Below are 26,578 nucleotides of genomic sequence, written 5' to 3'. Positions count from 1 at the left end.
GCCCGCTCAGCCCTGGGGGGCGTCGAGCAGCGCGCAGGTGATGCGCGAGGTGCACACCCGGCGGCCCTGCTCGTCGGTGATCACGACCTCGTAGCTCGTCGACGACCGGCCGAGGTGGATCGGGGTCGCGACGCCGGTGACCAGGCCCTCGGTGGCGGAGCGGTGGTGCGTGGCGTTGATGTCGACGCCGACCGCGATCTTGGCCGGGTAGGCGTGGATGGCCGACCCGATCGAGCCCAGCGTCTCGGCCAGCACGACCGACGCGCCCCCGTGGAGGAGGCCGAACGGCTGGGTGTTGCCCTCCACGGGCATGGTGGCCACGACCCGCTCGGCGGAGACCTCGACCAGCTGCACCCCCATCTTGTCGTTGAGCCGCCCGTTGCCCTGGGGGAGGAACGCGATGAGCTCGTCGATGCTGAGGTCGGCCAGGGACTCGGGGGGCGTGGGGGATGTCTCGCTCATGGCGCCATTGTGGCCGAGCCGCGGGCCCGTGCGGTGCCGGGGCTCGGGGCCCGCTGTCGTCGGCGGCGGCTAGAGTCGGCGGGTGCCCGAGACGAGCGAGACGACCCGCCCCCGCCTCCTCCTGCTGGACGGCCACTCGCTGGCCTACCGCGCGTTCTTCGCCCTCCCGGTGGAGAACTTCGCGACCGCGTCCGGACAGCACACCAACGCGGTCTACGGGTTCACCTCGATGCTGGTCAACGTGCTCCGCGACGAGCGGCCGACCCACGTCGCCGTGGCGTTCGACAAGTCGCGCCAGACCTTCCGGCTCGAGGAGTACAGCGACTACAAGGCCAAGCGCAACAAGACCCCCGACGAGTTCGGCAGCCAGCTGCCGTTGATCCGCCGGGTGCTCGACGCGCTGCGCATCCAGCACCTGTCGATGGACGGCTACGAGGCCGACGACATCATCGCCACGCTCGCCACTCAGGGCCTCGCCGAGGGCATGGAGGTGCTGATCATGACCGGCGACCGCGACTCCATCCAGCTCGTCACCGACGACTCGACCGTGCTCTACACGATGCGAGGGGTCAGCGAGCTGGCCCGGCTGACGCCGGCAGCGGTGCAGGAGAAGTACGGCGTCCCGCCCGAGCGCTACCCCGAGCTGGCGGCGATCGTCGGCGAGACCTCCGACAACCTGCCCGGCGTGCCGGGAGTCGGCCAGGGCTACGCCGCCAAGTGGATCAACCAGTTCGACGGCCTCGACAACGTGATCGCCCGCGCCGACGAGATCACCGGCAAGAAGGGCGAGTCGTTGCGCGCCCACCTCGGCGACGTCATCCGCAACCGCCGGCTCAACGCCCTGGTCCGCGACCTCACCCTGCCCGTACGCCCCGACGGACTGGTCCGGCAGCCGTGGGACCGCACCGCCGGCCTCGAGCTGCTCGACGAGCTCGAGTTCCGCGGGGAGCTGCGCGCCCGGCTGCTCGACACCATCGACCCCGCCCCCGACGACGCCGTCGAGGCCGAGTCGGGCTTCGAGCTCGACGGCCGTCGTCTCGGCACGGGCGAGGCGGCCGCGTGGCTCGCCGAGCACGCCCCCGAGGGCACCCGGGTCGGGCTGTCCGTCCAGGGCAGCTGGCGCGCCGGCACCGGCGACGTGGTCTCCCTCGCCGTGGCGACGCGCGAGGGCCAGGCGGCTTGGATCGACGTGACCGACATCGACACCGACGACGACGCCGCTGTCGCAGCCTGGCTCGCCGACCCCTCGCGCCCCAAGGCCGTCCACGACGCGAAGGGCCCGAGCCTCGCGCTGGCCGCCCGGGGCTGGGAGCTCGCCGGCCTCGAGGTCGACACCGCCCTCGCGGCCTACCTCGTCCAGCCCGACCAGCGCTCCTACGACCTCGCCGACCTCACCCTGCGCTACCTCAAGCGCGAGCTGCGCCAGGACACCGTCGACGCCGACCAGCTGAGCTTCGACGCGATGGACGACACGACGGCCAGCGACACGGCCATGCTGACCGCCCGGGCCGTCCTCGACCTCGCCGACGCGCTCGACGACGCGGTCGAGGAGCACGGCGGCACCCGCCTGCTGCACGAGGTCGAGCTGCCGCTGATCGGCACGCTCGCGCGGATGGAGCAGGTGGGCATCGCCGTCGACGTCGACTACCTCGAGGGACTCGAGTCGGAGTTCGGCGACCAGGTGCGCGCCGCGGCCCAGGACGCCTACGACGTGATCGGCAAGGAGATCAACCTCGGCTCGCCCAAGCAGCTGCAGGTGGTGCTGTTCGACGAGCTCGACATGCCCAAGACCAAGCGCACCAAGACCGGCTACACCACCGACGCCGACGCGCTGCAGCAGCTGTTCGAGAAGACCGAGCACCCCTTCCTCCAGCACCTGCTGCGCCACCGCGACGTGATCCGGCTGCGCCAGACGGTGGAGGGCCTGCTCAAGTCGGTGGCCCCCGACGGGCGGATCCACACGACCTACAACCAGATCATCGCGGCCACGGGTCGGCTCTCCAGCACCGACCCCAACCTGCAGAACATCCCGATCCGCACCGAGGCGGGCCGGCGCATCCGTGAGGGCTTCGTCGTCGGCAAGGACGGCGAGGCGCTGCTGACGGCCGACTACAGCCAGGTGGAGATGCGCATCATGGCGCACCTGTCGGAGGATGCCCTGCTCATCGAGGCGTTCCGCTCCGGCCAGGACTTCCACTCCATCACCGCGGCCCGGGTCTTCGGTGTCGCGGCCGAGGACGTCACCGTCGAGCAGCGCGCCAAGATCAAGGCGATGAACTACGGGCTCGCCTACGGCCTGTCGGCGTTCGGACTGTCCCAGCAGCTGCGGATCTCCACCTCGGAGGCCAAGGCCCTGATGGACGAGTACTTCGAGACGTTCGGCGGGGTCCGCGACTACCTGACCGGCGTCGTCGACGAGGCGCGCCGCTCGGGCTTCACCGAGACGATCATGGGGCGTCGTCGCTACCTGCCCGACCTCACCAGCGACAACCGCCAGCGCCGCGAGACCGCGGAGCGGATGGCGCTCAACGCCCCCATCCAGGGCTCGGCTGCCGACCTGGTGAAGGTCGCGATGCTCGGCGTCGAGCGCGCCCTGGCCGAGCACGGGCTGCGCTCACGGATGCTGCTCCAGGTCCACGACGAGCTCGTCCTGGAGGTGGCGCCGGGGGAGGGCGACGCGCTGGCGGAGGTCGTCCGCGCCGAGATGGGCGGCGCCGCCGACCTGGCCGTGCCCCTCGACGTGTCGATCGGCACCGGGCGCAGCTGGCACGACGCCGCTCACTGAGCGGGGGACCGCCCGCGCAGCGTGACCGCGCTGATCGCCAGCAGCACCACCAGCAGCATCACGTCGACGCTCAGCACGAGCGCGAGCAGCTCGCCGACGGTCGAGACCAGCGTCGACGCGACGGCGACCACGACGCCGAACGCGACCCAGATCAGCACCATCGACATCGTGCCCTGGCGGGCGAGCACCGAGTAGACCAGCAGCTGGAGCACGGCCATGCACGTGCCCAGCAGCGCGAACACCCACAGCAGGCTCCGCACCTCCTCGTAGTCGCCGCCGCCGGCGAAGACCAGCACGAGGTCGGGGAGCACGGCGGTGGCCAGCACGCACGCGCCGCCGAGGCCGCCGACGAGCAGCAGACTGCCGGCCAGGGCGCGCGAGCGGTTGCGGCTCGTCGACATCGAGGGGAACGCGACGACCACGACGAACTGCGGCAGGAACATCACCGCCCGCGAGACGATCAGGCCGGCGGCGTACAGCCCGGAGTCGTGCGAGTCGAGGACCGAGCGCCCGACCAGCATGTCGACGTTGGTGAGCGCGAAGTAGGCGAAGAGGGCCTGCGAGTTGACGACCGCCTCCTTGATGATCGGCCCGAACCCGTGGCGCTCGTGGGTCTCGCCGGACACGCGCCCGTGGCGCAGCACGGCGAGCCCATAGAGGAATGGTGCGTAGAAGCCGATCGTGACGCCGAGGAAGGCCATGAACTCGGTCGGCTGCCAGAGGATCAGCACGACCCCGACGAGGAGCCGCGGCACCCCCGAGAGCACGTAGAGCACGGCCAGCTCGCGCCAGCGCCGCTCACCCTGGAGGATCCCCGCCTGGGCGCCGGTCATCGTCATCGGCACCGCGGCGAAGGCGGCCAGCACCGCTGTCGGCAGGCTGTCGAGGTCGAGCAGCGTGTTGAGGAGTGGCGCCCCCATGAGGAGGACGGCGCCGAGGAGGAGGGACGCCCGCAGCGAGACCCGGAGGATCTCGCGCTCGATCTGCCCGACGTGGGCGGGATCCGAGCTGATCCGGCGGGCCGCGGTCGCCTGGAGGCCGAGCATGACGACGCTGATGATCATCACGAGGTTCATCAGCGCGAAGAACGCGCCGTAGGGGACCGGCCCGATGATCCGCGCCGCCGTCATGGTGAAGCCGTAGGTCGCGAGGTTCATCAGCAGCATCGCCACGGCGATCTGCCCGCTGCCGCCCAGCAGGCGCTCGAGCCTGCCGCGGGGACCGGCGACCGCGTCGGACCGGTCGCGCGCTCGTGTGGGCATGCGGCACACCCTAAGGTGTCCCACCGTGGGAGCACGGGGCGATCGGGCGACGGCGCGCACCCGCTCGCTGCTGTGGCCGGCGGCCTGGGCCACCGCGCTCGCCGTGCTGCTGCTGGGCGGCGCGCTCGGCCCGGGGTACGTCCTGAGCTACGACATGGTGTGGGTGCCCGACCTGCGTCTGGGCGCGGACGCGCTGGGCCTCGGCACCGCCCTGCCGCGGGCGGTCCCGTCCGACGCGGTGGTGGCGGTCCTCGACGAGGTGCTGGGCGGGATGCTCCTGCAGAAGCTCGTGCTGCTGCTGCCGCTCGTGGCCGCGGGCACCGGTGCGGCGGCCCTGGTCGGGCCGGGGGTCGTGGCACGCCTCGTGGCGGTGTCGGTGGCGGTGTGGAACCCGTTCGTGGTCGAGCGGCTGGCGATCGGCCACTGGCCGGTTCTGGTGGGCTACGGCGTGCTGCCGTGGGTCCTGCTCGCCGGCACGGCGTGGCGCAGGTCGGGCGTCATGCCCGCCCGGCTCCCCGTGCTGCTCCTGCTGGGCAGCCTGAGCGCGTCGACGGGGCTCGTCACGGCGTTCGCCGCCTGCGTCTCCGCCGCCCGCCGCCGGCGCGACCGATGGCTGGCGCTCGCGGGACTCGTCGTGCTGGCCAACCTTCCGTGGGTCGTCTCGGGCCTGCTCCACGCCGGCAGCGCCACGTCGAGCGCCGCGGGGGCGGACGTCTTCGCGCCGAGCGGTGAGGGGATGCTGCCCGCGCCGCTGACGTTCCTCTCGCTCGGCGGGATCTGGAACGCCGCGGTGGTCCCCGACTCGCGCACGGGTCCGCTGGCGGTGGCGATGGCCCTCGTGCTCGTGGCGCTTGCCGTCCTCGGCGTCCGCCGCGGCTGGTCGGAGGTGCCGCAGGGACCGCGCCGGGCGCTGGTGTGGTGCTGGGCCGTGGGCCTGGGCCTCACCCTGGCGGCGTGGGCGCTGCCGGGGGTCACGGGCTGGCTGGCGAGCACCGTGCCCGGAGCGGGCGTGCTGCGCGACGGCTCGCGGCTGCTGGCACTCGCGGCGCCGTTGACCGCGGTGCTGGCCGGGCGGGGGGCGGAGGCGCTGGTGCGGCTGCTGCCGGACGCGCTCTCCCGCGCGATGATCGCGCTGGCGTGCGTGCTGGTGCCCGTCGCCCTCATGCCGGACGCGGCTCTCGGCCTGTCGGGGAGGGTGAGCGCGGTCGACTACCCCGCGTCCTACGACGCGCTCGTCGACGAGTTGCGCGCGCTGCCCGAGGGCACCGTCGCCCTGCTGCCGTTCCAGAGCTATCGGGCACCGGCGTGGAACAACGACGCCCGCCCCGTGCTGGCCCCTCTCGGCCGCTACCTGCCGGGCCGTGTCGTCGTCGAGGACCGTCTCGTCGTCGACGGGCGGGCACTCGCGGGGGAGGACCCGAGCGCCGCCGACGTGCGCCGCGCCCTGGCCGCGCCCGATCCCGGTCAGCGCGCCGCGCGACTGCGCGAGGCCGGGGTCCGGTACGTCGTGGTGGAGCGGCTGCCGGGCGTCGAGGTGCCCGAGGTGGCCGGCGAGGAGGTCGGCGAGCTCGACGACCTCACCCTCGTCGACGTCGGTCCCGGACGGCCGCCCTCGGGCGTGCCGACCGCGTGGACGGTGGTGATGGCGCTGGCGTGGGGAGGCTGGTGCGGCCTGCCGGTCCTCGCGCTGTTCCTGGCCGTGTGGCGCCGGCGACGGGCCGGACGGATAGTTGCGCAGTAGGGGCTACCGGCTGGTACCTTGCTGGCATCGCCTAGGGAGGATCACACGCACATGGGATCAATCGTCGCACCCATCGTCAGCTGCATCGTGGGCGGCGGGCTCGCCGTTGCCACCCTGATGGGCGTGGTCACCAACCAGACCAGCGCGCCCGAGCAGTCCCCGGGGACGATCAACTCGCCCGAGTTCAGCTACGGGGTCACCAGCGAGTGACGTCGCGCTGAGCGGCCTCGGTCCCGCTCACTCGGCGTCGGGGTCCTGGGCGTCGACCCTCTCGCCACGCAGCACGGCCGCCACGACGTGGGCGAACGACTCCTGCGCGTGCTCCCACGTGAACCGGTGACTCATCTCGAGCGCCCCGTCGCCCAGGCGGGCCCGCAGCGCCGGGTCGCCGAGCAGCGCCCCCAGGGCCTCGACGAAGTCCTGCTGCCGGTCCACCAGCACCCCCGAGCGGTCGTGGGCGATCGACTCGCGCGTGCCGCCTGCTGAGCGGTAGGCCACGGTGGGTGTGCGGTGCATGCCGGCCTCGCCGACGACGAGCCCCCACCCCTCCTTCAGCGAGGGGAGGGCCAGTGTCCACGCCTGCTCGTAGATCTCGTGCTTGCGCCGCTCGTCGACGTGCCCCTCGAAGACGATCGTGTCGCTCGCGCCACGCTCGGACGCGTAGCGGTGCAGCTCGGCCTCCCACCACCCGCCGCCCACGACGTGCAGGCGCAGGTCGGGGTACCGCTCGCGCAGCGTGAGGGCGGCGTCGATCGCGTGCTCCACCTGCTTGTGCGGGACCAGCCGGCCGACGACCGCGACCATGGGGTGCGCCGACGTGCCCGTCCCGGAGCCGACGACGGGGTCGGTGCCGTTGTGCACGACGGCGATGCGTCGGCGGTCCACGCCGAGGGTGGCCAGCTCGTCGCGTGTGGCCCGGGACACCGCGACGTACTGGCTAGAGCGGTAGAGCCACGGTGCGAGCCGGTGCTCGATGGCCCAGCCCACCTTGCCGACGAGGCCCGGGTAGACGACCGGCCACTGCTCGCGGTGCACGTGGTGCACGAGCACGACGACGGGTGCGCGGGTGGCGGCCCGGGTGAAGAACGGCAGGCCGTTCTGCACGTCGACCACGAGGTCGACCGGCCCGAGCCGGCCCCGGGCGAGCGCGCGGAAGCCCTCGGCGTAGACGCTGAGCTTGGACCCGCGCCGGACGAAGCGGACGCCGTCGACGACCTCCTCGGGCGGAGCCGCGGCGTGGGCGGCGCAGAAGATGGTGACGTCGGCGCCGCGCGCGACCAGCCCGTGCGCCATCTTCTCGAGGTAGCGCTCGGCGCCGCCGCCCTCGGGGTTGCGGGTGTCGCGCCAGCTGAGGAAGGCCACATGGCGGCCCGCGAGCTCGTCGTGGTCGGTCATCGGGCCGAACCCTACCGCCGAGTCACTTGTCGGCTAAGGTCTGCGGGTGCTGACGAGGAACCCGCCGTGGCGCGCCGACCTCTCCCGGTCGCTGCACCTGTTCCGGGAGTTCCGGCACGAGCAGTCCGACCCGGCGCGGTTCTACACCGCGCTGGCCCGTGACTCCGCCCTCCAGGTCTCGCAGTACCACGACCTGCACGGCCAGCTGATGCTCGACGTCGGGGGAGGGCCGGGCTACTTCCGGCAGGCGTTCGAGTCGGCGGGGGCCTCCTACGTCGCCCTCGATGCGGACGCCGGCGAGCTGGCCGGGACGGGTGAGATCGACGCGCGCACCGTCCTCGGCAGCGGCATGCAGCTCCCGTTCCGCGACGCGTCCGTGGACGTGTGCTACTCCTCCAACGTGCTCGAGCACGTCGAGCAGCCGTGGCGGATGGCGGAGGAGATGGTGCGGGTCACCCGGCCGGGCGGGCTGGTCTTCATCAGCTACACCACCTGGTGGGGCCCGTGGGGCGGGCACGAGACGGCACCGTGGCACTACCTGGGCGGACGGCTGGCCCGGCGCCGCTACGCGCGCCGTCACGGCCACGAGCCGAAGAACCAATTCGGCGAGTCGCTGTTCGCGGTCTCTGTCGCCGACGGACTGCGGTGGGCACACAGCCAGCAGGGGGCCGACGTCGTGCACGTGCTCCCGCGCTACAACCCGTGGTGGAGCCGCTGGCTCCTGCGGGTGCCCGGACTGCGAGAGGTGGTGACGTGGAACCTCGTGCTCGTGCTGAGGAGGAGGTGAACGCCCAGGACGGGTTCCCACGTGCCCAGTCCCCCTTCGGGATGCGGCTCGCCGCTGCCTGCGTGGTGCTCATCGGCCTGGCGATGACTCAGTCGGCCGGTCTCCTAGTCGCCGACACCAAGCTGGATCTCGCGCTTGCCCCTGCCGAGTTCCTGGCTCGGGCAGCCCACCTGTGGGATGCGCAGGGAGCGTTCGGGCAGCTCCAGAACCAGGCCTACGGGTACCTGTGGCCCATGGGCCCGTTCTTCCTCCTGGGGGACGTGCTCGGCCTTCCCGGCTGGGTGACCCAGCGTCTGTGGGTCGGCCTGGTCATGTGCGTGGCGATGGTCGGGGCTGCGCTCCTGGCCAAGACTCTCAACGTCCGCTCCGACCTGGCTGCGATCACTGCGGGCCTGGCCTACGCGCTGTCACCCCGGATGCTCACCGTGCTGGGGCCGAGCTCCATCGAAGGGTGGCCCAGCGCGATCGCGCCCTGGGTCCTCATCCCGTTGGTTGTCGGTGCGACCCGGGGCTCGCCGCGGCGCGCGGCAGCCCTCGCTGGTCTGGCCGTCGCGATGGTGGGTGGCGTCAATGCCGCTGCGACCTTTGCCGTGGTTCCCCTCAGCGCGGTGTGGCTCCTGACGCGTGAGCGTGGACCGCGACGCACCCAGCTCTTGGTGTGGTGGCCGATCGCCACGCTCCTGGGCACGGTCTGGTGGCTGGTTCCGCTCTTCCTGCTGGGTGCCTACAGCCCGCCGTTCCTCGACTACATCGAGTCTGCGCCGATCACCACCTTCCCGACCACGGTCTTCGACGCACTGCGGGGAACCTCCAACTGGGTCCCGTTCATCGACGAGGGGTCCCGAGCCGGCAACGACCTGATCACGCAGCCGTACCTCGTGCTCAACTCGGTGGTCCTCATGGTGGCCGGCGTCGCGGGTCTGGCGCTTCGACGCAACCGGCACAAGGCTTTCCTGTGGTCAGGGCTGGCCGTCGGACTCGTCCTTGTCACGATGGGCCACCTCGGCGCCGTCCAGGGATGGTTTGCCCAGCCGATGAACGACTGGCTCGACGGCTCGCTCGCCCCCCTCCGCAACGTCCACAAGTTCGATCCGGTGATCCGGCTGCCCCTGGTCATAGGGCTGGCATATGTCGTCGACGAGCTTCGTGCGCGACGACGGCGCACCCGATCCGCAGAACCCGACGTATCGACGTCCGCGAACCGACGCATCCTCGCCGGCACCCTTGTCATGGCCGTAGTCGGAGCGTCGATGCCCGTGACTCTGGGGCGCCTTACACCGTCGGGCGGCTTCGGCGAGATCCCGCAGTACTGGACCGACGCCGCGACGTTCCTCGAGGAGAGCCAGGACTCGGGTGTGGCGCTTCTGGTGCCGGGCTCGTCGTTCGGCACGTACGTCTGGGGAACTCCGCGTGACGAACCGCTCCAGGCCCTTGCCGGCGCCCCTTGGGCCATACGCAACGCCGTCCCGCTGGCACCCACCGGCAACATCCGCATGCTCGACGAAGTAGAGAAGCGCTTCAACGAGGGGAACGGCAGTGTGGGCCTGACTCGCTACCTCAGTCGAGCAGGCGTGAGCCACCTCGTCGTCCGCAACGACCTGGTCCGGTCATCCGACATCCCGGATCCCGTGCTGGTCCACCAGACGCTCGACTCCAGCCCTGGCGTGACACGGGTGGCGTCCTTCGGCCCGGAGGTCGGGGGCGACGCCGAGATAGACGGAGAGATCGGCAAGGCCGTCATCAACGGGGGCTGGCAGACTAGGTTTGCTGCCGTCGAGGTCTATGAGGTTTCCGACCCGTCCACCTTCGCAGTCGTCGCGCCGAGCCGGCCTGTCACCGTGGTCGGGGGCCCCGAGGACCTGGTCGACCTCGCAGACCTCGGCGTGGTCTCCGACGCCCCTGTGCGGCTCGCCACGGACGTCGGAGACGACCAACAGGGTGGACCGATCATCCTTACGGACGGTCTGAGGAGCGTCGAGCGATCCTTCGGCCGCATCCACGATGCCACCTCCCAGGTCCTGGAAGCGGACGATGCTCGTCGTAGCGTCGCGCGCTTCCCGGACTACGAGCTCGAGGACTCGGCGTCGTGGAAGACCCGTTCTGCAGTGTCGGGCATCAAGGGGGTCACGGCTTCGGTCTCCCAGTCCGATGTCGACGCCGGCGGCGCCATCGAGCCGGCGGACATGCCGTACGCCGCCCTCGACGGCTTCACCGGGTCCGCTTGGCGGTCGGGGCGCACCGAGGCCCCTGCGTGGTGGCGAGTCGACCTCGACACCGCACGCGAGCTGGGCAAGGTCACCATCACCGTGGGTGACAGGAGCGACGAGGTGCTGGCCGTCTCGGCCGGGGACTGGTCCAGCGGAACGTTGCGGATCGCCGCTGGAGAGACAGTGACGGTGGCCGTTCCCGGTCGTGTCTCTCATCTGCGAGTCGACGACATCTCCGAACGCCCGTTCCACCAGACCGTGCTCGCCGAGGTGGACCTCGGGATCGACGTGACGCGCGATCTCGTCGTCCCTTCGCTGCCGTCGGCGTGGAGCAACCCGGACGCTGTCGTGCTGCGAAGGCTGGTAGACGCCCGGACCGGGTGCGCCACCGTGGACAGGGACGTCCGCTGCTCCCCCCAGAAGGCGTCGGACGAGGAGGAGCCGCGGGGCTTCTCGCGCGTCGTCACTCTGCCGAACGCGATCTCCCACGGCGCACGGATCGAGGTATCCCCGATCGCTGGTCCTGAGCTGGACGACCTCCTGTTGCAGGACCAGCCGGTCGGCATAACGGGGTCCAGCACCGGTGTCCGGGACGTTCGGGCGGGCGTGCTTGCCGCCATCGACGGGGACGAAGGGACGACGTGGATCGCCGGCCATGACGATGTGAGGCCACAACTGCGGCTGAGGTGGCTGGGCGAGCAGCGCATCACGGGTGTCGCGCTGGATGTCGCGCGCGAGGTCGCAGCTCGTGAGCCGGAGTCCCTGAAGATCACCTGGCCGGGTGGCTCGCGGACCGTGGAGCTCGAGTCTGGGCGGGCACGCTTCCCCGCCATCCGTACCACGGAGCTGACGCTCGAGGTCGGCGAGGCCGAGGCCGCGACCGACCTGGCATTCGACGGTGCGGCGACTCCCGTGCCGGTGGGGATCACCGAGCTCCGGCTCGATGGGCTCTCCTACCTTCCCCTGCGACTACCCGCCACAGCACGCGACTCCAGGTGCGGCACCGGGCCGAGCCTGCGCATCAACAACCGCACGTATCGCACGCGCGTGGCAATCGAGCCGCGCTCGCTCGCCGCCGGGGAGGCAACCTCGGCCGAGCTGTGCGGGCCGGGAGAGGTCGACCTGCTCGCTGGCCGCAATGAGATCGAGATGCAGTCCTCGTCGACGTTCGCTCCGGACTCGCTGGTGCTCGGTGGGGTGGACCCACAGCTGGTGACCCCGGCTCGGACGTCAGTGGCGGACGATGCCTCCCGGTCCGTGGAGGTCGACGGCGGCGAGGTCGTGGCAACACGAGAGAACGCCAACGTGGGCTGGGACGGCGCATGGGACGGCCAACTGGCGCGGCCTGTGACGTTTGACGGGTGGCGCCAGGGCTGGGATGCCCCGGGGGCAGGCACCCTACGGATCCGTTTCGTCCCTGACACGGCTTACCGGGCTTCACTCGGGCTCGGCCTGGTGACGCTCCTGCTCCTCCTGCTCGTCGCCGCGGCACCGTCTCGGGCCGGCGCACGCCAGAATCGACCGGTGCAAGGGCGCCGCTGGGGGACGGCCGTCTCGCTGCCGATGGTCGCCGTCGTGTCGGGTTTCCTCGCCGGCTGGCCCGGCGTGGCGGCGGCGACGTTCGGTGTCCTGCTGGCCGTGACGGGCAGGCGGCTCCCGTCCGAGGTCGCGCTGCTCGTGGTGACAGCTCCGCTGGCGGCGTCGGGGATGGCTTACGTCGTCCGACCCTGGGGGGCGAGCGAGGGATGGGCCGGCGACCTCGCCTGGCCTCAGCTCTGCTGCGTCGTGGCCCTCTCGGGCGTCTGTGCCTTGGCCGCGCTCGACGGGTCACCGCCCCTGCGCCTCGCCGCCAGGCGCATGAAGGGGCTCTCGACGAAGCGGTAGAGGACCTCCGAGACGACGAGCGTGACGACCAGCGTCAGCGCCCAGACCTGGAGACCGTCGCCGCTGAACACGTCGTATGCCGTGAGCTCGAACACGAGGGCCAGCACGACCAGGTGGATGCAGAAGACCGAGTACGAGATGTGGCCGAGATGCCGGAGCGGGCGCGAGGAGAGGAGCCTGCTGTAGCCGCCGTCCGTGCTGGCCAGCACGCCCGACAAGACGACAAGGACGCCGACTGCGGTGTAGATGAGGTTCTTGGCCAGCGTCTGTGCTGGCGTGCCGGCGACGAACATCACAGGACCCGCGATGGGAGTCGCCGCGACCAGCATGAGCCCGACGACCATCATCCAGCACGTCCCGGGCAGGCTGCCCAGGCGTGCCACCTGATCGCCGACGCGACCTGATCGTCCCGAGTGAAGGTCCACGTGGACCAGCGCCAGCCAGATCCCGGCCGCGAACCACGTCAGGTAGCCCGGCAGCCAGAGCCCGGGGGCCCCGTCGGTCCGGACGTCGAGCGCCTCGACGAGGACCGTCTGCCACAGGGCCGCCGTCACGACCATGGCGAGCAGCGTGAGATGAACTCGGCGCCGGTGGATCCTGGGGCGTCGTACGCCGAGGCAGAGCATCATCAGGAGGGGGAGGACGAGGTAGAACGCGACCTCTGACGTGATGCTCCACATGTGGGTGAGCCCGTGCGGCAGTCGGTCGTGGACGTAGGTGTCGGCAACCAGCAGGTTCGAAGCCCACGTGGTCCGACCCGTGGCCTCGTTGTCCTCCAGAAGGGCGAGAGCGAGCACGACCGCCACGACGTAGACGGGATAGACGCGCAGGAAGCGCTTGAGGAAGTAGATGCGCGCGTCGGGCGCAGGCATGTCGAGGGCCGCCCTCGCGAACCAGGGTCGGGACAACAGGAAACCCGACAGGACGAAGAAGATCGCCACGCCGACGTCGAGTCGGGCAAGAAGGGTTCCCCAGATCCCATGACCGAGGTAGGTCCCGGTCTGGAAGGTGGTGTGGGTCGTCAGGACGGCGAGCGCGCCGACTGCTCGCCACGTGTCGAGCACCGGGAACTCGTGCCGGAGTTCCACCGTGCTCACCAGGCCGGTCCCAGCACCTGCGGGCCGACCTCGACGGTGTCGACGCAGAGAGTCGTGCCCGGCTCGAGTCCGTCGATGCGGACCGTGCGGGGATCTCCTGTGACTTGCAGGTAGAGGTTGTTGAGCCCCTGTCGCACTGACTCCTGGCGTGTGATCCCGTTGACGGTGACCTCCGCGATCGAGGCCTGGCTCGCCAGGTAGCCGATGCGCATCCAGTTAGGGGCGATCTGGGAACCGGCGGCCCCGTCTAGGCGGAGCGAGCGACCACCCTCGCCCACGCGCCACCCGCAGCCCGCGGACGGCCCGGGAGCCGTCCTCGGTCCCGGCCCGACGATCATGCCGTGCACCGATCCATCATCGTCGATCATGCCCAACCTGTCGCTGCTCTGGGGAAAGGTCACCGGCAGGTCGAGCAGGTCGACGAAGTCTGGACTCTGGTTCATGGGGGAGGTGTACGCGGGCATCACTGTGTCCGGCAAGGTCTGGGGAACCAAGTCGATCGGACCGAGCCGCCCCACATCGCCGCGCACGCGCTCGATGAAGTGCGCGGAGGCGTTGTCGTGGTGCCAGAAGCCGACATAGCCGACCGTGCTGACCACGCCCCCCGTCGTCACTGCGATGCAGGTAGCGGTCGTGAGCCACCACGGCGCGCGCCACACGAGCAAGGGCTCGGCGCGTACCTCCGTGGTCTCCACAGCGCCACGGAGCGGCATGAACGCCAGTCCGATGGCGAGTGTCGCCGCACATGCCACGTCGGTCAGGTAACGAAACTCGAGGCCGGACAGCGCTCCGTAGATCTGGCCGCGGCTGGCGCCGAGCAGGACGGCCAGCGCCACGGCGTAGGCCGTCAGCATGGCCCAGGCGCGGAGCGTGCGGGTGCGCCGCAGGAAGCCATAGCAGGCCACGGCGACAAGGGCGATGCTGCTGAGGCTAATGGCCCAGATGGGTGGCTGCGCGAGCACGACCGGCGGAGTGGTGTCCCACCACCTCCAGGGCCCGCCGACCAGCGAGGTGGGCAGGCTGGTGCCCAGCATCGACGAGAGCACCTGGCCCATCTGCGCACCCTCCTCATCCGCGAACGGCTGGGGTACGGTCGCGCGGTAGTAGGCGGTATAGCTACCCAGCAGAACCGTAAAGACGACCAGGGCGGGCCAGTAGGCCGCAATGGCCCCGCGCACGCGCGCAATCCTCGAACCGCTGGCGAAGTAGCCGAGAGCGATGAAGGCGAGCACCGGTGCGATAAGTGCTGACTTGGTGTAGAAGGCGAGGCCAACCACCACGAGCGTCACGCAGGCGACCAGCCAGGGGAGGGAACGCCGGCGCAGGTAGTTGACCCATGCCAGCACGGCGAGGAAGAAGCAGATCTGCAACGGGAGCTGGCACAGCGCGGCGATCCACCACATGTATGAGGGCACTGTGACCGCGGAGAACAGGTAGAGCAGCAGCGGCGGCAGGATGCCCCACCGCCGACCGTGCAGGTTGAGCAGCATCGCCAGCGCGGAGAGGCTGGCTGCGGCCTGGAGCAGCAACGCGATGGAGGCAGCGAGGGGCCACTCGAGGGTGCCTGCCTGCTCGACCGCCACCGCGAGCAGCCTCACCCCTGGGATCAGGTTGCTGTTGAAGTCCTCCAAGTAGTATCCGGCGCCTGACGACCCGCGGTCCCTGGCGTCGGCCAGCAGGACGTAGTCATCGGCGTAGAAGAAGCTCGGGAAGACTGCCCACGCGCGCAAGCCAAGCTGTCCCGCGATGAGCAGTAGCCCGACCACAACGACCGAGCCCGGATGCCTTGCGAGGGAGGGCTGAGACGCCCAGCCACGGTGCTTCATCGGTCCTCCACGGGTGGGGATCATGTCACAAGATCTGCCCGCAGCAAGGACGTCATCTACGAGCGCTGCGAGTTGTCCTCCTTCAACGACCGCGGGGCACACGGAGCGGTAGGTTGAGCCCGTTGCCTAGGACGAGGAGACGGTGTGGGGGCCTTTGACATCGACGTCTGCATCGTGGGCGGTGCCGGGCACGTCGGCTTCCCGCTCGCGGTCGCCTTCGCCTCGCGCGGCCTCCGCGTGGCCATCCACGACATCAACGACGCCGCCGTCGCGTCGATCAGCGACGGCGTCGCGCCGTTCCTCGAGCCGGGGGTCGAGGGCCCCCTCGCGGAGGCGCTCGCCAGCGGCGCGCTGATCGCCCGCAACGACCTGTCCCTGGTCTCGCGCGCCGAGGTCGTGATCGTCGTGGTGGGCACGCCCGTCGACCAGTACCTCAGTCCCGACCCGGAGGCCGTCCCGCGCGCGGTGGGCGACCTGCTCGGCCAGCTGCGGGCGGGTCAGCTGCTGGTGCTGCGGAGCACGGTGTTCCCCGGGGTCACCCGACGCGTCGAGCAGCTGCTCGCCGGCCACAGCGGGGTCGACCTGGCGTTCTGCCCCGAGCGGATCGCCGAAGGGCGAGCGATGACCGAGCTCTTCGAGCTCCCGCAGATCGTCTCGGCCCGTACGCCCGGAGCGGTGAAGCGCGCCGGCGACCTGTTCCGCCGGCTCACCGACCGCATCGTCGAGCTCGAGCCCGAGGAGGCCGAGCTGGCCAAGCTGTTCACCAACTCGTGGCGCTACATCAAGTTCGCCGCGGCCAACCAGTACTTCATGATGGCCAACGACCTCGGCCTCGACTTCGCGCGGATCCGCGACGCGATGACGCAGGACTACCCGCGGGCCGCGGACCTGCCCGGACCCGGCCTGGCCGCCGGGCCGTGCCTGTTCAAGGACACGATGCAGCTGGCGTCGGTGACGGGCGGGTCGTTCCCGCTGGGGCACTCGGCCATGCTCGTCAACGAGGGCCTGCCCGACTACATCGTCAAGCGGATCGAGGCCAGCCACGACCTCTCCACGATGACGGTCGCGATCCTGGGCATGGCGTTCAAGGCCGAGAGCGACGACCGGCGCTCCAGCCTGTCCTACCGGCTCAAGCGCGTGCTGCGGTTCCGCGCCGGACGCGTGCTCACGAGCGACCCCTTCGTCCGTGACGACCCGGAGCTCCTCCCGCTCGACGAGGTCCTGGCCGCGGCCGACCTCGTCGTCATCGGCGCCCCCCACGAGGCCTACCGCGACCTCCCGATCGCGTGCGAGGTCGTCGACGTGTGGAACCTGCGCGGCGAGGGGTCGCTCACGTGAGCGCGACCAGCGTGTCGGTGGTGATCCCCGCCTACCAGGAGGACGAGGCGATCCGCCCCGTGCTCGACCGCATCGTCGACGCGATCACGCTCGACTTCGAGGTGCTGGTGGTCGTGGACTTCCCCGACGACTGCACCGTGGCGGCGGTCGCCGACCACGTCGGCGGCGACCCCCGCGTCCGCACGCTCGTGAGCACCTACGGTCGCGGCCCGGCCAACGCGATCCGCTTCGGCATCGACAACGCGGCGCACCCGGTGGTCGTGGTGACGATGGCCGACGGCTCGGACGACCCGCGGCTGATCGACCCGCTGGCCCGGCTGGTCGAGCGCGGCGTCGTCGTGGCCGCTGCGTCCCGCTACGCCCCGGGCGGCCAGCAGGTCGGGGGCCCTCTGCTCAAGTCGGCCCTCTCCCACGCGGCCGGGCGCTCGCTCGGGATGCTCGCCCGCGTCGGCACCGACGACGCCACCAACAGCTTCAAGGCCTACGACACCGCGTTCGTGCGCGAGGTCGGCATCGACAGCCGGACCGGGTTCGAGATCGGCCTGGAGCTCACGGCGAAGGCCCGGCGGCTGCGCCGGCCGGTGGCCGAGCTGCCCACCATCTGGCTCGACCGCACCGTCGGGCACTCACGCTTCGAGCTGAGGGCGTGGATCCCGAAGTACCTCCGGTGGTACCGGTTCGCCTTCGGCCCGGAGCTCTCGCTCGAGGAGGTCCGTCGACGCTCGGCGGCCATCGCCCTCAGGAACCAGCAGGAGGTCCACCCATGAGTCGCGTCCTGGTCACCGGCTCGGCCGGCTTCATCGGCGGCTACGTCGTCGAGGAGCTGCTCGCGCGCGGGCACGAGGTGGTCGGGGTGGACAACTACTCCAAGTACGGCCCGGTGACGAAGTCCTATGACGACCACCCGCGCTACACCTTCGTCGAGGGAGACGTGCGCGACGTGGCGCTGATGGAGCGGCTGCTGGACGGGTGCGAGCACCTGGTCGCGGGTGCCGCACTGATCGGCGGCATCTCGTACTTCCACGCCTACCCCTACGACCTGCTCGCCGCCAACGAGCGGATCATCGCGGCCACCTGCGACGCCGCGATCAAGGCCCGCGCGACGGGGGGCCTGGAGAAGGTCACCTACCTGTCGTCGTCGATGGTCTTCGAGTCCACGACGCACTGGCCGTCGGTGGAGGGTGACGAGCGGAGGATCCCACCGCCGTTGTCGTCCTATGGCTTCCAGAAGCTCGCCGTGGAGTACTTCGCTCGGGCCGCGTGGGACCAGTACGGCCTGCCGTTCACGATCGTGCGGCCCTTCAACTGCGTGGGCGTGGGGGAGGGGCGGGCGCTCGGGGACGTCGAGATCCCCAGCGGCAACGTCAAGCTCGCGATGAGCCACGTCGTCCCCGACCTGATCCAGAAGGTGCTCAAGGGCCAGGACCCGCTGCACGTGCTGGGCGACGGCGAGCAGGTGCGCCACTACACCTACGGCGCCGACCTGGCGCGCGGCATCGTCGAGGCGATGGAGTCGCCGGCCGCCCGCAACGACGACTTCAACCTGTCCACGGCCGAGTCCACGACCGTCCGCGAGCTCGCCGCGATCATCTGGGCCAAGGTCAACGGCGACCGCCCCCTCACGCTCGAGCACGACCCCGCGTTCGAGCACGACGTGCAGCGACGCGTCCCCGACGTGTCGAAGGCGCGCGAGGTGCTGGGCTTCGAGGCCACCACGTCCCTCGACGAGATGCTCGACGTCGTGGTCCCGTGGGTGCGCCAGGCGATGGCCGACGGGATCATCTGAGGCCCGCGTCCGTCGGTTGTCCGTTCAGTCCGGCACGGCGACCATGAACGCCTGGCCGCCCAGCACCCGCCAGGCCCAGGGCGACCTGAGGTAGAGCCGCACCAGGCGGTCGGTCGAGGGGAGCCGGCTCTTGGTCGTGTAGGGCAGGAACCGCGGGTGGTTGAGCTCGACGCGGAAGCCGGTGGAGGCGAACGCCTCGGCCAGGGCACGGTCGTCGACCGGCGTGACGTGGTCGAAGAACATCCAGTAGTCGCGGGCGCAGTAGCGGATGTTGGGCTGCAGGACCAGCAGCTTGCCGGTCGGCCGCAGCACGCGTCGCACCTCCGCGAGCGTGGCGAGGATGTCGTCGCGGGTGATGTGCTCGAAGAAGTTGCTCACGAACACGCGGTCGACGGTGGCGTCGGCGAGCATGTGCAGGTCGGTGGAGCTGGCGACGTGGGCCTCGACGCCCTCGTCGGCGTGCTCGTGCACCGCCGGGTTGAGGTCGACCGCGATCCGGCGCGCGGCCACGATGTTGTTGGCGAACTCGCAGTGCCCGGCGGCCAGGTCGAGCACCACCGCGTCGGACGGCACCCAGCGCTGGAAGTAGGAGCGGCACAGGGTGCGCCAGAGCGCCGTGCGCTGGGCCGCGTCCTGGTCGAAGCGGTGCGCGTAGAGCCGGCGGAGGTGCTCGCTCTCGCGGGCGACGTCGTCGTGGGACACGGGCGTGACTATGCCAGTCACGGCCCCCTCGAGGCCCCCCGGAACACGCTCGGCAGGGGTGGTCACGATTCCCTACCCGAGGGATCTACTTGCTGGTAGCCTTCGGCGACTTCACTGATCTATGGGGGTACCCGTGCGCAAGGTCATTGCCGGCGTCTTGCTCGGTCTTGGTTCGTTCCTGCTCGTCGCTGCGCTGACCGTGGTGCTCTGGGGCGGCACGGCCGTCCAGAAGACGCCGCTCGACACGGACACGTTGACCAACCTGTCCGGCACGGCCGACAAGCTCAACCCCGCCACGAGCGAGGTCGAGTCGCTCCAGGTCAAGGCAGCCAGCGTGACGAAGGCCGACGCCGAGCTCTCGAGCGACGACGTCGTGGTCTTCGTCAGCACCACCTGCCTGGTGATCGACGACGGCGACACGCCCCAGTGCGTCGACGAGTCCGACGACCGGCTCGTCAGTGCCAGCAGCGACGTGTTCGCCACCAACCGCAACACCGCCCAGGCGGTCAACGACCCGAAGTACGTGCCGCCGAGCTCCGAGGAGAAGTCGGGCCTCGTCAACAAGTGGCCCTTCGACGCCCAGAAGAAGGACTACACCTACTGGGACGGCATGTTGGGCGAGGCGGTCGACGCCACCTACGACGGCACGGAGACGATCGAGGGCCTCGAGACGTACAAGTACCACGTGCTGATCGAGGACCAGCCCGCGGAGGTCGTCGACGGCATCGAGGGCGTCTACTCCCAGGACAAGTACCTGTGGATCGATCCGACGACCGGCTCGATCATCAACCAGACCCAGCACGAGGTGCGCGAGCTCGAGGACGGCTCGACGCTGCTCGACATGCAGCTCGCCTTCACCGACGAGCAGGTCGAGAAGAACGTCGCCGAGGCGAAGGACAACGGCCAGCTGCTCGGCCTGCTGACCACCACGCTGCCGCTGGTCGGGTTCATCGGCGGGGCGATCGCGCTCCTGGCCGGCGGGTTCCTGATGCTGCGCGGACGCCGCGACAAGACCGCCTGAGCCGGGGCCGGGACGCCCCGAGGCAATGTCCGAGCTCACCACGGTCGGACCCGACGACGTCGGGTGGTACGCCGACACGTTCGAGCGGGTCCAGCGCAACGTCGAGACGGCCGTGCTCGGCAAGCCGCATGTCGTACGCCTCTCGCTGGCCTGCCTGGTCTCGGGAGGGCACCTGCTGCTGGAGGACCTCCCCGGCACCGGCAAGACGATGCTCGCCCGCGCGCTGGCGAGGTCGCTGGACTGTTCGTTCGCGCGGATCCAGTTCACCCCCGACCTGCTGCCCTCCGACGTCACCGGCGTGACGGTCTACGACCAGGCGCACGGCGAGTTCTCCTTCCACCCCGGCCCCCTCTTCCACAGCCTGGTCCTGGCCGACGAGATCAACCGGGCGTCGCCCAAGACGCAGTCGGCGCTCCTCGAGGTGATGGAGGAGGGACAGGTCACCGTCGACGGCACGACCCACCAGGTCGGGCGCCCGTTCATGGTGATCGCCACCCAGAACCCGATCGAGCAGGCGGGCACCTACGAGCTCCCCGAGGCCCAGCTCGACCGCTTCCTGATGCGCACCAGCATCGGACACCCCGACGCGGCGTCCACCGAGGCGCTGCTGGCCGAGTCACGCATCCGTGACCGGGCCGCCGACCTCGTCCCGGTCGTCACGGTCGGCGACATCGAGCGGATGGGCCGACTCGCCGACCTCGTCCACGTCGACCCGGCGATCATCAGCTACGTACGCCGCCTCGCCGAGGCCTCCCGCGAGGTGCCCGAGGTACGCGTGGGGCTGTCCACGCGCGGCTGCCTGGCCTGGATCCGTGCCGCCAAGGCCTGGGCGCTGGCCGAGCGGCGGGGCCACGTGGTCCCGGAGGACGTCGCCACGCTGGCGCACCCGGTGCTCGGGCACCGGCTCCTGATGGCGCCGGGGGCGGTCTACGGCGGCACCACCTCCGCCGCGGTCATCGACGACCTGCTCGCGCAGGTGCCCGCCCCGCGCGACCGCGCGTGAGCAAGCGGGCCGGCGCCCGCCGGGCGCCCGCGCGGCGGATGCCGCGGCTCGCTCGCCCGCCCCGCCTGCTGACGCCGCTCGGTCGCGGCGTGCTGGCGACCGCCGTGGTCGCGACGGGCCTCGCCGTGTGGCTCAGCTGGCACGAGTTCACCCAGCTCGCCGTCGCCGCGTTCGGCCTGCTCCTGGTGGCGCTGGTGTGGCAGGTGCTGCCCGGCGCGCTGTCGGGCACCCTCTCGCTCAGGCAGCACCGCACCGTCGTCGGGGCGCCGCCCCCCGTCGCCGTCCTCGAGGTCGAGGCGGGAGCGGCCCCGATGCTCTTCCCGCGCGTGGTGGTGCCACTGGGACCGGCCGCCGTGCGGCTGCGGCTGCCGTTCCTGCGGCCCTTCGCGCGACACCAGGAGGTGGTCGAGGTCCCCGCCCTGCCCCGCGGCGTGCACACCGTCGGCCCGGTGACCTACCAGAAGACCGACCCCGTGGGCCTGATGACCCGCAGCCACCGGCTCGGCGCCGAGCTCGACCTGCTCGTGTCCCCGCAGGTGTGCGACCTCGCCGTCTTCGCCGGCGGCATGACCAGCGACCTCGACGGGGCGACCAGCCGGCAGCTGTCGATGAGCGACCTGGCCTTCCACGCGCTGCGCGAGTACGCCGTGGGCGACGACCTGCGCCACGTGCACTGGCGCTCCTCGGCCAAGGCCGGGCAGCTGCTCGTGCGGCAGTTCCACGAGACGCGGCGCGGTCACGTGACGGTGCTCGTCGATGCCTCACGCGCCTCCTACCCGCGCGAGCACGACTTCGAGCTGGCGGTGTCGGCGGCGACCTCGATCGCACTGCGCGCGGTGCGTGACGACCTCGACACCTACCTGCGGTGCGGGCCGCACCTGGCCCGCAGCCGCCACCCGGTCGCCATGACCGACGTCGCGTGCCGCTTCGCGCTCCACGACGGCGACGACCACGTGGCCTGCGCCGCGGAGGCGGCGGAGGCAGGAGTCGGCAGTGGCCTCGTTGTCCAGGTCACCGGTGCCGCCCGCGGCCTCGTCGACGTCGACGCCGCGGCCGCCCGCTTCGGCCGCGGCGCGGACTGGCTCGTCGTACGCGCCGACAGTGCCACCGAGGCGTCCGCGCGCGACAGCGGTGCCCTGCGTGAGCTCGTGGTGCCCGACCTCGCCGGCCTCCGCGCGCTCCTGGCCCGGGGGATCCGGTGAGGACCCGGCAAGGTGGCGTCGCCGACGCGCTCGTCGTCGTGGTCGTCTGCGCGACGATCCTCTCGATCCTCGACGACACCTTCGCCGACCGCAGCTACCTGGTGGCCGGGCTGGTGCCGGTGGTGCTGCTCGCCGGGCTCGCCCTGGTGACCCGCCGGGTGCACGAGGGCGGGTGGTGGTACTCCCTCGTCGCGCTCGCGGCAGCCGTCCCGGTCGCGGCGTGGGCGGCGCTGCGCGAGCCCGGGCCGTGGCTGGTGCCGACGCTGCGCACGGCCAGCCGGGTGATCGTCGACTCCGTCCACGCCCCCACGACGCTCGTCAGCACGGTCCCGCCCGTGGAGGCGACCGGCCAGGTGATGCTGGTGCCGTTCCTCGTCGGCTTCCTCGCCGCACTCCCGGCGGCCTGGCTCGCCGTCGCCTCGACGCGCCCGCTGGCACCGGTGGTCCCGCTGCTGGCCGCGCTCGCCGCGACCATCCCGCTCGGCGTGCTGGCACCGACCCTGCTGGTGCCGCGGGCCGTCCTCATCGGGGTGGTGCTGCTCGGCTGGGCGGCCGTGCGCGCGCGGCGGAGCGAGTCGTCGGCGCACGGCGCCCGCGGGTCCGGCGCGTCCGCGGTGTCAGCGGTGCTGACGGTGGTGCTGGTGTCGGGCCTGGCCGCGCTCGTCGTGCCGGACGCCGACGACCCCGATCGCGTGCTGCTCCGGGGCCGCAACGACACCCCCTTCGTCGCCGACACCCGGGTGCTCCCCGCCGCCCGGACCCAGGACATCCGCCTGTTCCGGGCCAGGGGCGTGCCCGAGGGCCGCCGCCTTCGGCTGGCCGCGCTCGACCTCTACACCGGGACGGCCTGGGTGCCCGCCGACAGCTCCCCGGGCTCGGACGGCTACGGCACGTTCAAGCGGATCGGGTCCGACGTCTCCGCCCTGCACCCCGGCGCGACGGAGGTCGTGCGGGTGCGGTTCCGGCCGGGCTACTCCAGCGACTGGCTGCCGATGCTCGGCGAGCTGACCAGCATCGACTTCGCCTTCAACCCGGGCCGGACCGACGTCGGCGACGTGCGCTACAACCAGGCCACGGCCAGCGCGCTCGTGCTCGGCGGGGTCGACGTGCGCGACGAGTACCGCTTCGAGTCGGTGCTCGGCGAGGTCGACTTCACCCGCCGCGACGCGACGCGTGAGCCCACCGACGAGCAGCGGCAGCGCGCGGGCGCGTTCCTCGACCCCTACCTGCGCCCGTTCGCCCGCGACGACCTGCTGCCGCTGGAGCGGGTGCTGCTGCTGGCCCGCTACCTGCGGACCCAGGGCACGGTGCGGGTGGCGGAGGAGTTCGACCAGTCGCCCGACATGCTCGGGCGGCGGATGCTGGGCTCGCAGCGGATGAGCGGCACGCCGTTCCAGTACAGCGCGCTCATGGCCCTCGGTGCCTCCCGCCTCGGCGTGGCCGCCCGGGTGGTGACGGGGGCCGAGCCTGACCGGCGGGGCCTGGTCGACTACGGCGACCTGACGACGTGGGTGGAGCTGCAGTTCGCGGACGGCACCTGGCGCCCCCTCGACCTCGAGCGCTACCTGTCCACGCGGGTGGTCCAGGACCCGACCGTGGCGCCGCCGCCGGCCATCGACCCCGCGCAGTTCGTCGAGCGCCAGCTCGACCAGGCGGCGCGGGGGACGGACGGCGAGATCGACCCGCCGCCGGTCCCCGTCGAGCGGACGCCCGGCTGGCAGGTCGCCGCGGCCGGTGCCGCGGTGGTGCTGGGTGCGGGCCTCCTCGGTCTGCTGCTGGTGCCGCTGGTCAAGGTGCTGCGCCGCGCGCGCCGTCGGCGTACGCCGTCGTGGTCGGCGCTCTACGTCGGAGGATGGCAGGAGGTGCTCGACGCGGCCCGCGACCGCGGCACCCCGGTGCCGGAGGTGTGGAGCCGCCTGGCGCAGGCCCGGCAGCTCGACGTCGCTCCCGACCTCGCGCGGCGGGCCGACGCGGCCGTCTTCGCCCCGGCGGCCCCGCCCGCCGAGGACGGCAGGGAGTTCTGGGACGCCTGCCAGGTGGTGCGGCGCCGCCTCGTGGCGGAGGCGGGCAGGCGCCGCCGGTGGTGGTCGCACGTCAACCCGGCGTCGCTCCTGGCGAGCCGGGCCAGGGCTCGGGGGAGCCGCTCAGCCCGGCAGGTGCGCCACGTAGATCGCCGTGCCCGGCGTCAGCAGCCCGCGGACGCGTGACCAGCCGCCCCAGACGCGGTCGTGGTCCTCGGGCCACTCGGGCTCGACGAGGTCGACCAGCTGGAAGCGGTGCGCCGCGAGCAGCCGCACCCAGTCGCCGATCGTGCGGTGGTGCTCGACGTAGGACACCACCCCGGTGGCGTCGTCGACCTCGACGTAGGGCGTGCGGTCCCAGTAGGACTGGGTCGCGGTGAGGCCCGCCTCGCCCGGGTCGTCGGGGAACATCCAGCGCGTCGGGTGGGTGACGGAGAACGCGAAGCGCCCGCCCGGGCGCAGCACGCGGGCCACCTCGGCGACGGCGACGTCGATCTCGCTGACGAACTGCAGGGCGCCGAAGGAGCAGAAGACGACGTCGAAGCTGCGGTCGGCGAAGGGGAGCGCGGTGGCGGTGCCGCGCACGGACGGGACCGCGACGCCGGTCTCCTCGTCGAGGCGCAGCGAGTGCTGCAGCTGGCGGTGGGACAGGTCGAGGCCGAAGCTGCGGCCGCCGTGCAGGCGCACCCAGCGCGAGCACTGTCCGGCGCCGCTGCCGACCTCGAGGACGTCGAGTCCCTCGACGTCGCCGAGGATCCGCAGCTCGTCCTCGGTGTGACCCTCGGGTCCCCAGACGAAGCCCGCGTCGCCGAGGAACGCGCCGTGGGTGGCCTGGTACTCGTCGGCGTAGCGGTCCCAGTCGGGACCGTTGGCGCGACGCGACTCCTGCTCGGAGACCGACCGCCGCTCGACGCGCACGGACTGGGGCAGGTGATCCTCCACGTCCCGGAGCGTACTTCCCGCCCGCCGGTGGCCCGGACGGCGCGTGGCACGATGCGGGGCGATGAGTGCCTTCGACGCGTCCCTCGCACCCCTGGCCGGCGGTCACTCGGGGCGGACCTTCCTCGGCGAGGCCGGCGGGGAGCGCGCCGTCGTACGCCTCTATCCGCCGGACGACCCGCGCGGCGCGGCCGCGCCGGAGGTGGACCAGGCGGCGCTGCAGCTGGTGCGCGGCCTGCTGCCCGTGCCCGAGGTGCTCGAGGTGCGGCGGGCCGACCCGGCCACCGGACACCCCGGGCTGCTGGTGATGTCGTGGCTGCCGGGGGAGCGCGGCGACCTCGTCGTCGAGCGACTCACCGCCGCCGGTGACGCCGAGGCGCTGCGCCGGCTGGGCACCCGCACGGGCGCGGTCGCGGGAGCGCTGGCCGGGATGCCGATGCTGCGGCCGGGGCCCTTCGCCGACCCCGACCTCGGCCTGGGCCGCTTCCCCGACATCGGCCTGCTCGAGTGGGTCGAGTCGCGGCTGGCGCACTGGCCCGAGGAGGAGCGCGCGGCGCTGGGGGACGTGGCGTGGCCCGCCCAGGAGCTGCTCGACACGGTGCGGCGCTCGTGTCTGGTCCACAGCGACCTCAACCCCAAGAACCTGCTGGTCGACCCGCACACGCTGGAGGTGACCGGTGTGCTGGACTGGGAGCACGCCCACGCCGGACACCCGTGGACCGACCTGGGCAACCTGCTGCGGTTCGACCGGCACCCGGACTACGTCGACGGGGTCCTCACCGCGTGGACGTCACTGCGCGGGGGCGAGCGCGAGGCCGCCCTCGAGGGCGCCCGCGCCGCGGACCTGTGGGCCCTGGTCGACCTCGCCGCGCGGGAGGAGGAGAACCCCGTGGCGGCCCGGTCGGCGACCCTGCTCCGGGCCGTCGCGGCGACCGGCGACCTGCACGCCTGGCCCTTCGGCACCTGAGCGTCGGGCGGGGCTTCGGCGCCCGCGGGCGGCAGCGGTCGCTGAGCGTGGGCTGAGCGTGCGGCGCCGGTTGGACGCGATGGTGCGCGCACGCGTAGGCTTGGGTGTTGCGTCAGTCGTCTGCCCGGCTTCCATACCGAGCGAACTCGGGCT

Annotated in this window: 20 protein-coding genes; 13 read left to right on the top strand and 7 right to left on the bottom strand. The window is 71.9% G+C overall.

Translation table 11 applies throughout. The annotated features are described in order from the left end of the window. Positions 1–6: 6 nt before the first annotated feature. Positions 7–462: a hotdog fold thioesterase gene (locus AC54T2_RS15120; RefSeq protein ID WP_186342009.1), complete on the bottom strand. Its 456-nt coding sequence runs from the start codon at positions 460–462 to the stop codon at positions 7–9. A gap of 82 nt (positions 463–544) precedes the next feature. Here AC54T2_RS15120 and polA point away from each other — a divergent pair, with 82 nt between their 5' ends. Continuing rightward, positions 545–3,247, top strand: coding sequence for a DNA polymerase I (gene polA, locus AC54T2_RS15115; RefSeq protein WP_186342010.1), 2,703 nt, complete (start codon positions 545–547; stop codon positions 3,245–3,247). Here the strand turns inward: polA and AC54T2_RS15110 are convergent. Beyond that, the gene (locus AC54T2_RS15110; protein WP_186342011.1) at positions 3,241–4,509 is read right to left on the bottom strand and encodes a lipopolysaccharide biosynthesis protein; all 1,269 of its coding nucleotides are present in this window, start codon (positions 4,507–4,509) and stop codon (positions 3,241–3,243) included. The genes polA and AC54T2_RS15110 overlap by 7 nt on opposite strands. A 25-nt stretch (positions 4,510–4,534) precedes the next feature. Here AC54T2_RS15110 and AC54T2_RS15105 point away from each other — a divergent pair, with 25 nt between their 5' ends. Together AC54T2_RS15105 and AC54T2_RS15100 are read left to right on the top strand one after the other, a co-directional pair. Next, positions 4,535–6,250 carry an MmpA family trehalose lipid delivery protein gene (locus AC54T2_RS15105; protein ID WP_489976095.1) on the top strand — a complete coding sequence of 572 codons (1,716 nt, stop codon included), beginning with the start codon at positions 4,535–4,537 and terminating at the stop codon, positions 6,248–6,250. Between the two features lie 51 nt (positions 6,251–6,301). Then, the gene (locus tag AC54T2_RS15100) at positions 6,302–6,460 is read left to right on the top strand and encodes a hypothetical protein (protein WP_186342013.1); all 159 of its coding nucleotides are present in this window, start codon (positions 6,302–6,304) and stop codon (positions 6,458–6,460) included. Positions 6,461–6,487: 27 nt separating this feature from the next. On the opposite strand, the gene AC54T2_RS15095 is transcribed toward AC54T2_RS15100, so the two are convergent. Then, entirely contained in the window at positions 6,488–7,645 is a 1,158-nt protein-coding gene (locus tag AC54T2_RS15095; protein ID WP_489976094.1) for a glycosyltransferase, read from the bottom strand. Between the two features lie 46 nt (positions 7,646–7,691). Here AC54T2_RS15095 and AC54T2_RS15090 point away from each other — a divergent pair, with 46 nt between their 5' ends. Continuing rightward, on the top strand, positions 7,692–8,432 hold the full coding sequence (locus tag AC54T2_RS15090) for a methyltransferase domain-containing protein (protein WP_489976093.1): 741 nt from the start codon (positions 7,692–7,694) through the stop codon (positions 8,430–8,432). Beyond that, positions 8,429–12,523: an alpha-(1->3)-arabinofuranosyltransferase domain-containing protein gene (locus tag AC54T2_RS15085; RefSeq protein WP_489976092.1), complete on the top strand. Its 4,095-nt coding sequence runs from the start codon at positions 8,429–8,431 to the stop codon at positions 12,521–12,523. Before AC54T2_RS15090 ends, AC54T2_RS15085 begins: the two co-directional genes overlap by 4 nt. Here AC54T2_RS15085 and AC54T2_RS15080 read toward each other — a convergent pair. After that, the gene (locus AC54T2_RS15080) at positions 12,409–13,620 is read right to left on the bottom strand and encodes an acyltransferase family protein (RefSeq protein WP_489976091.1); all 1,212 of its coding nucleotides are present in this window, start codon (positions 13,618–13,620) and stop codon (positions 12,409–12,411) included. The genes AC54T2_RS15085 and AC54T2_RS15080 overlap by 115 nt on opposite strands. Beyond that, the gene (locus tag AC54T2_RS15075; RefSeq protein ID WP_496666587.1) at positions 13,617–15,446 is read right to left on the bottom strand and encodes a hypothetical protein; all 1,830 of its coding nucleotides are present in this window, start codon (positions 15,444–15,446) and stop codon (positions 13,617–13,619) included. Before AC54T2_RS15075 ends, AC54T2_RS15080 begins: the two co-directional genes overlap by 4 nt. A 144-nt stretch (positions 15,447–15,590) precedes the next feature. Here AC54T2_RS15075 and AC54T2_RS15070 point away from each other — a divergent pair, with 144 nt between their 5' ends. Genes AC54T2_RS15070 through AC54T2_RS15060 form a run of 3 tightly spaced genes read left to right on the top strand, consistent with a single transcriptional unit; the run spans position 15,591 to position 18,570 of the window. Further along, positions 15,591–16,784, top strand: coding sequence for a nucleotide sugar dehydrogenase (locus AC54T2_RS15070; protein WP_489976089.1), 1,194 nt, complete (start codon positions 15,591–15,593; stop codon positions 16,782–16,784). Next, the gene (locus tag AC54T2_RS15065) at positions 16,781–17,551 is read left to right on the top strand and encodes a glycosyltransferase (protein ID WP_489976088.1); all 771 of its coding nucleotides are present in this window, start codon (positions 16,781–16,783) and stop codon (positions 17,549–17,551) included. The genes AC54T2_RS15070 and AC54T2_RS15065 overlap by 4 nt, the downstream gene beginning before the upstream one ends. Further along, the gene (locus tag AC54T2_RS15060; RefSeq protein ID WP_186342020.1) at positions 17,548–18,570 is read left to right on the top strand and encodes an NAD-dependent epimerase/dehydratase family protein; all 1,023 of its coding nucleotides are present in this window, start codon (positions 17,548–17,550) and stop codon (positions 18,568–18,570) included. The genes AC54T2_RS15065 and AC54T2_RS15060 overlap by 4 nt, the downstream gene beginning before the upstream one ends. Before the next feature lie 24 nt (positions 18,571–18,594). Here AC54T2_RS15060 and AC54T2_RS15055 read toward each other — a convergent pair whose 3' ends face one another. Further along, positions 18,595–19,272, bottom strand: coding sequence for a methyltransferase domain-containing protein (locus AC54T2_RS15055; RefSeq protein ID WP_206054563.1), 678 nt, complete (start codon positions 19,270–19,272; stop codon positions 18,595–18,597). 133 nt (positions 19,273–19,405) lie between these two features. On the opposite strand from AC54T2_RS15055, the gene pgfA reads away from it, so the two are divergent. From pgfA to AC54T2_RS15035, 4 genes are read left to right on the top strand one after another with little or no spacing between them, the layout of a single operon-like run. Further along, positions 19,406–20,293 carry a cell envelope lipid trafficking protein PgfA gene (gene pgfA / locus AC54T2_RS15050; protein WP_186342021.1) on the top strand — a complete coding sequence of 296 codons (888 nt, stop codon included), beginning with the start codon at positions 19,406–19,408 and terminating at the stop codon, positions 20,291–20,293. Between the two features lie 25 nt (positions 20,294–20,318). Continuing rightward, complete coding sequence (locus AC54T2_RS15045) at positions 20,319–21,296, top strand: AAA family ATPase (RefSeq protein WP_489976087.1); 978 nt, start codon at positions 20,319–20,321, stop codon at positions 21,294–21,296. Continuing rightward, positions 21,293–22,498, top strand: a complete 1,206-nt coding sequence (locus AC54T2_RS15040) for a DUF58 domain-containing protein (protein WP_489976086.1) — start codon at positions 21,293–21,295, stop codon at positions 22,496–22,498. The genes AC54T2_RS15045 and AC54T2_RS15040 overlap by 4 nt, the downstream gene beginning before the upstream one ends. After that, complete coding sequence (locus tag AC54T2_RS15035) at positions 22,495–24,705, top strand: transglutaminaseTgpA domain-containing protein (RefSeq protein ID WP_489976085.1); 2,211 nt, start codon at positions 22,495–22,497, stop codon at positions 24,703–24,705. The genes AC54T2_RS15040 and AC54T2_RS15035 overlap by 4 nt, the downstream gene beginning before the upstream one ends. Here AC54T2_RS15035 and AC54T2_RS15030 read toward each other — a convergent pair. Continuing rightward, positions 24,643–25,461 (bottom strand): class I SAM-dependent methyltransferase, encoded by an 819-nt coding sequence (locus tag AC54T2_RS15030; RefSeq protein ID WP_496666586.1) that lies wholly within the window; start codon positions 25,459–25,461, stop codon positions 24,643–24,645. The genes AC54T2_RS15035 and AC54T2_RS15030 overlap by 63 nt on opposite strands. Before the next feature lie 61 nt (positions 25,462–25,522). Here AC54T2_RS15030 and AC54T2_RS15025 point away from each other — a divergent pair, with 61 nt between their 5' ends. Then, positions 25,523–26,425 (top strand): phosphotransferase family protein, encoded by a 903-nt coding sequence (locus tag AC54T2_RS15025; protein ID WP_496666585.1) that lies wholly within the window; start codon positions 25,523–25,525, stop codon positions 26,423–26,425. Positions 26,426–26,578 lie beyond the last annotated feature (153 nt).

The sequence above is a fragment of the Nocardioides sp. Z35_8 genome, from assembly GCF_059621125.1.
This window is presented reverse-complemented; position numbering and strand designations above follow the sequence as displayed.

Bases quoted from the DNA above. Each gene is read 5' to 3' on its own strand.
- AC54T2_RS15110 (WP_186342011.1), bottom strand. From the start codon at position 4,509: ATGCCCACACGAGCGCGCGACCGGTCCGACGCGGTCGCCGGTCCCCGC.
- AC54T2_RS15120 (WP_186342009.1), bottom strand. From the start codon at position 462: ATGAGCGAGACATCCCCCACGCCCCCCGAGTCCCTGGCCGACCTCAGC.
- AC54T2_RS15060 (WP_186342020.1), top strand. From the start codon at position 17,548: ATGAGTCGCGTCCTGGTCACCGGCTCGGCCGGCTTCATCGGCGGCTAC.
- AC54T2_RS15045 (WP_489976087.1), top strand. From the start codon at position 20,319: ATGTCCGAGCTCACCACGGTCGGACCCGACGACGTCGGGTGGTACGCC.
- AC54T2_RS15100 (WP_186342013.1), top strand. From the start codon at position 6,302: ATGGGATCAATCGTCGCACCCATCGTCAGCTGCATCGTGGGCGGCGGG.
- AC54T2_RS15025 (WP_496666585.1), top strand. From the start codon at position 25,523: ATGAGTGCCTTCGACGCGTCCCTCGCACCCCTGGCCGGCGGTCACTCG.
- AC54T2_RS15075 (WP_496666587.1), bottom strand. From the start codon at position 15,446: ATGAAGCACCGTGGCTGGGCGTCTCAGCCCTCCCTCGCAAGGCATCCG.
- AC54T2_RS15095 (WP_489976094.1), bottom strand. From the start codon at position 7,645: ATGACCGACCACGACGAGCTCGCGGGCCGCCATGTGGCCTTCCTCAGC.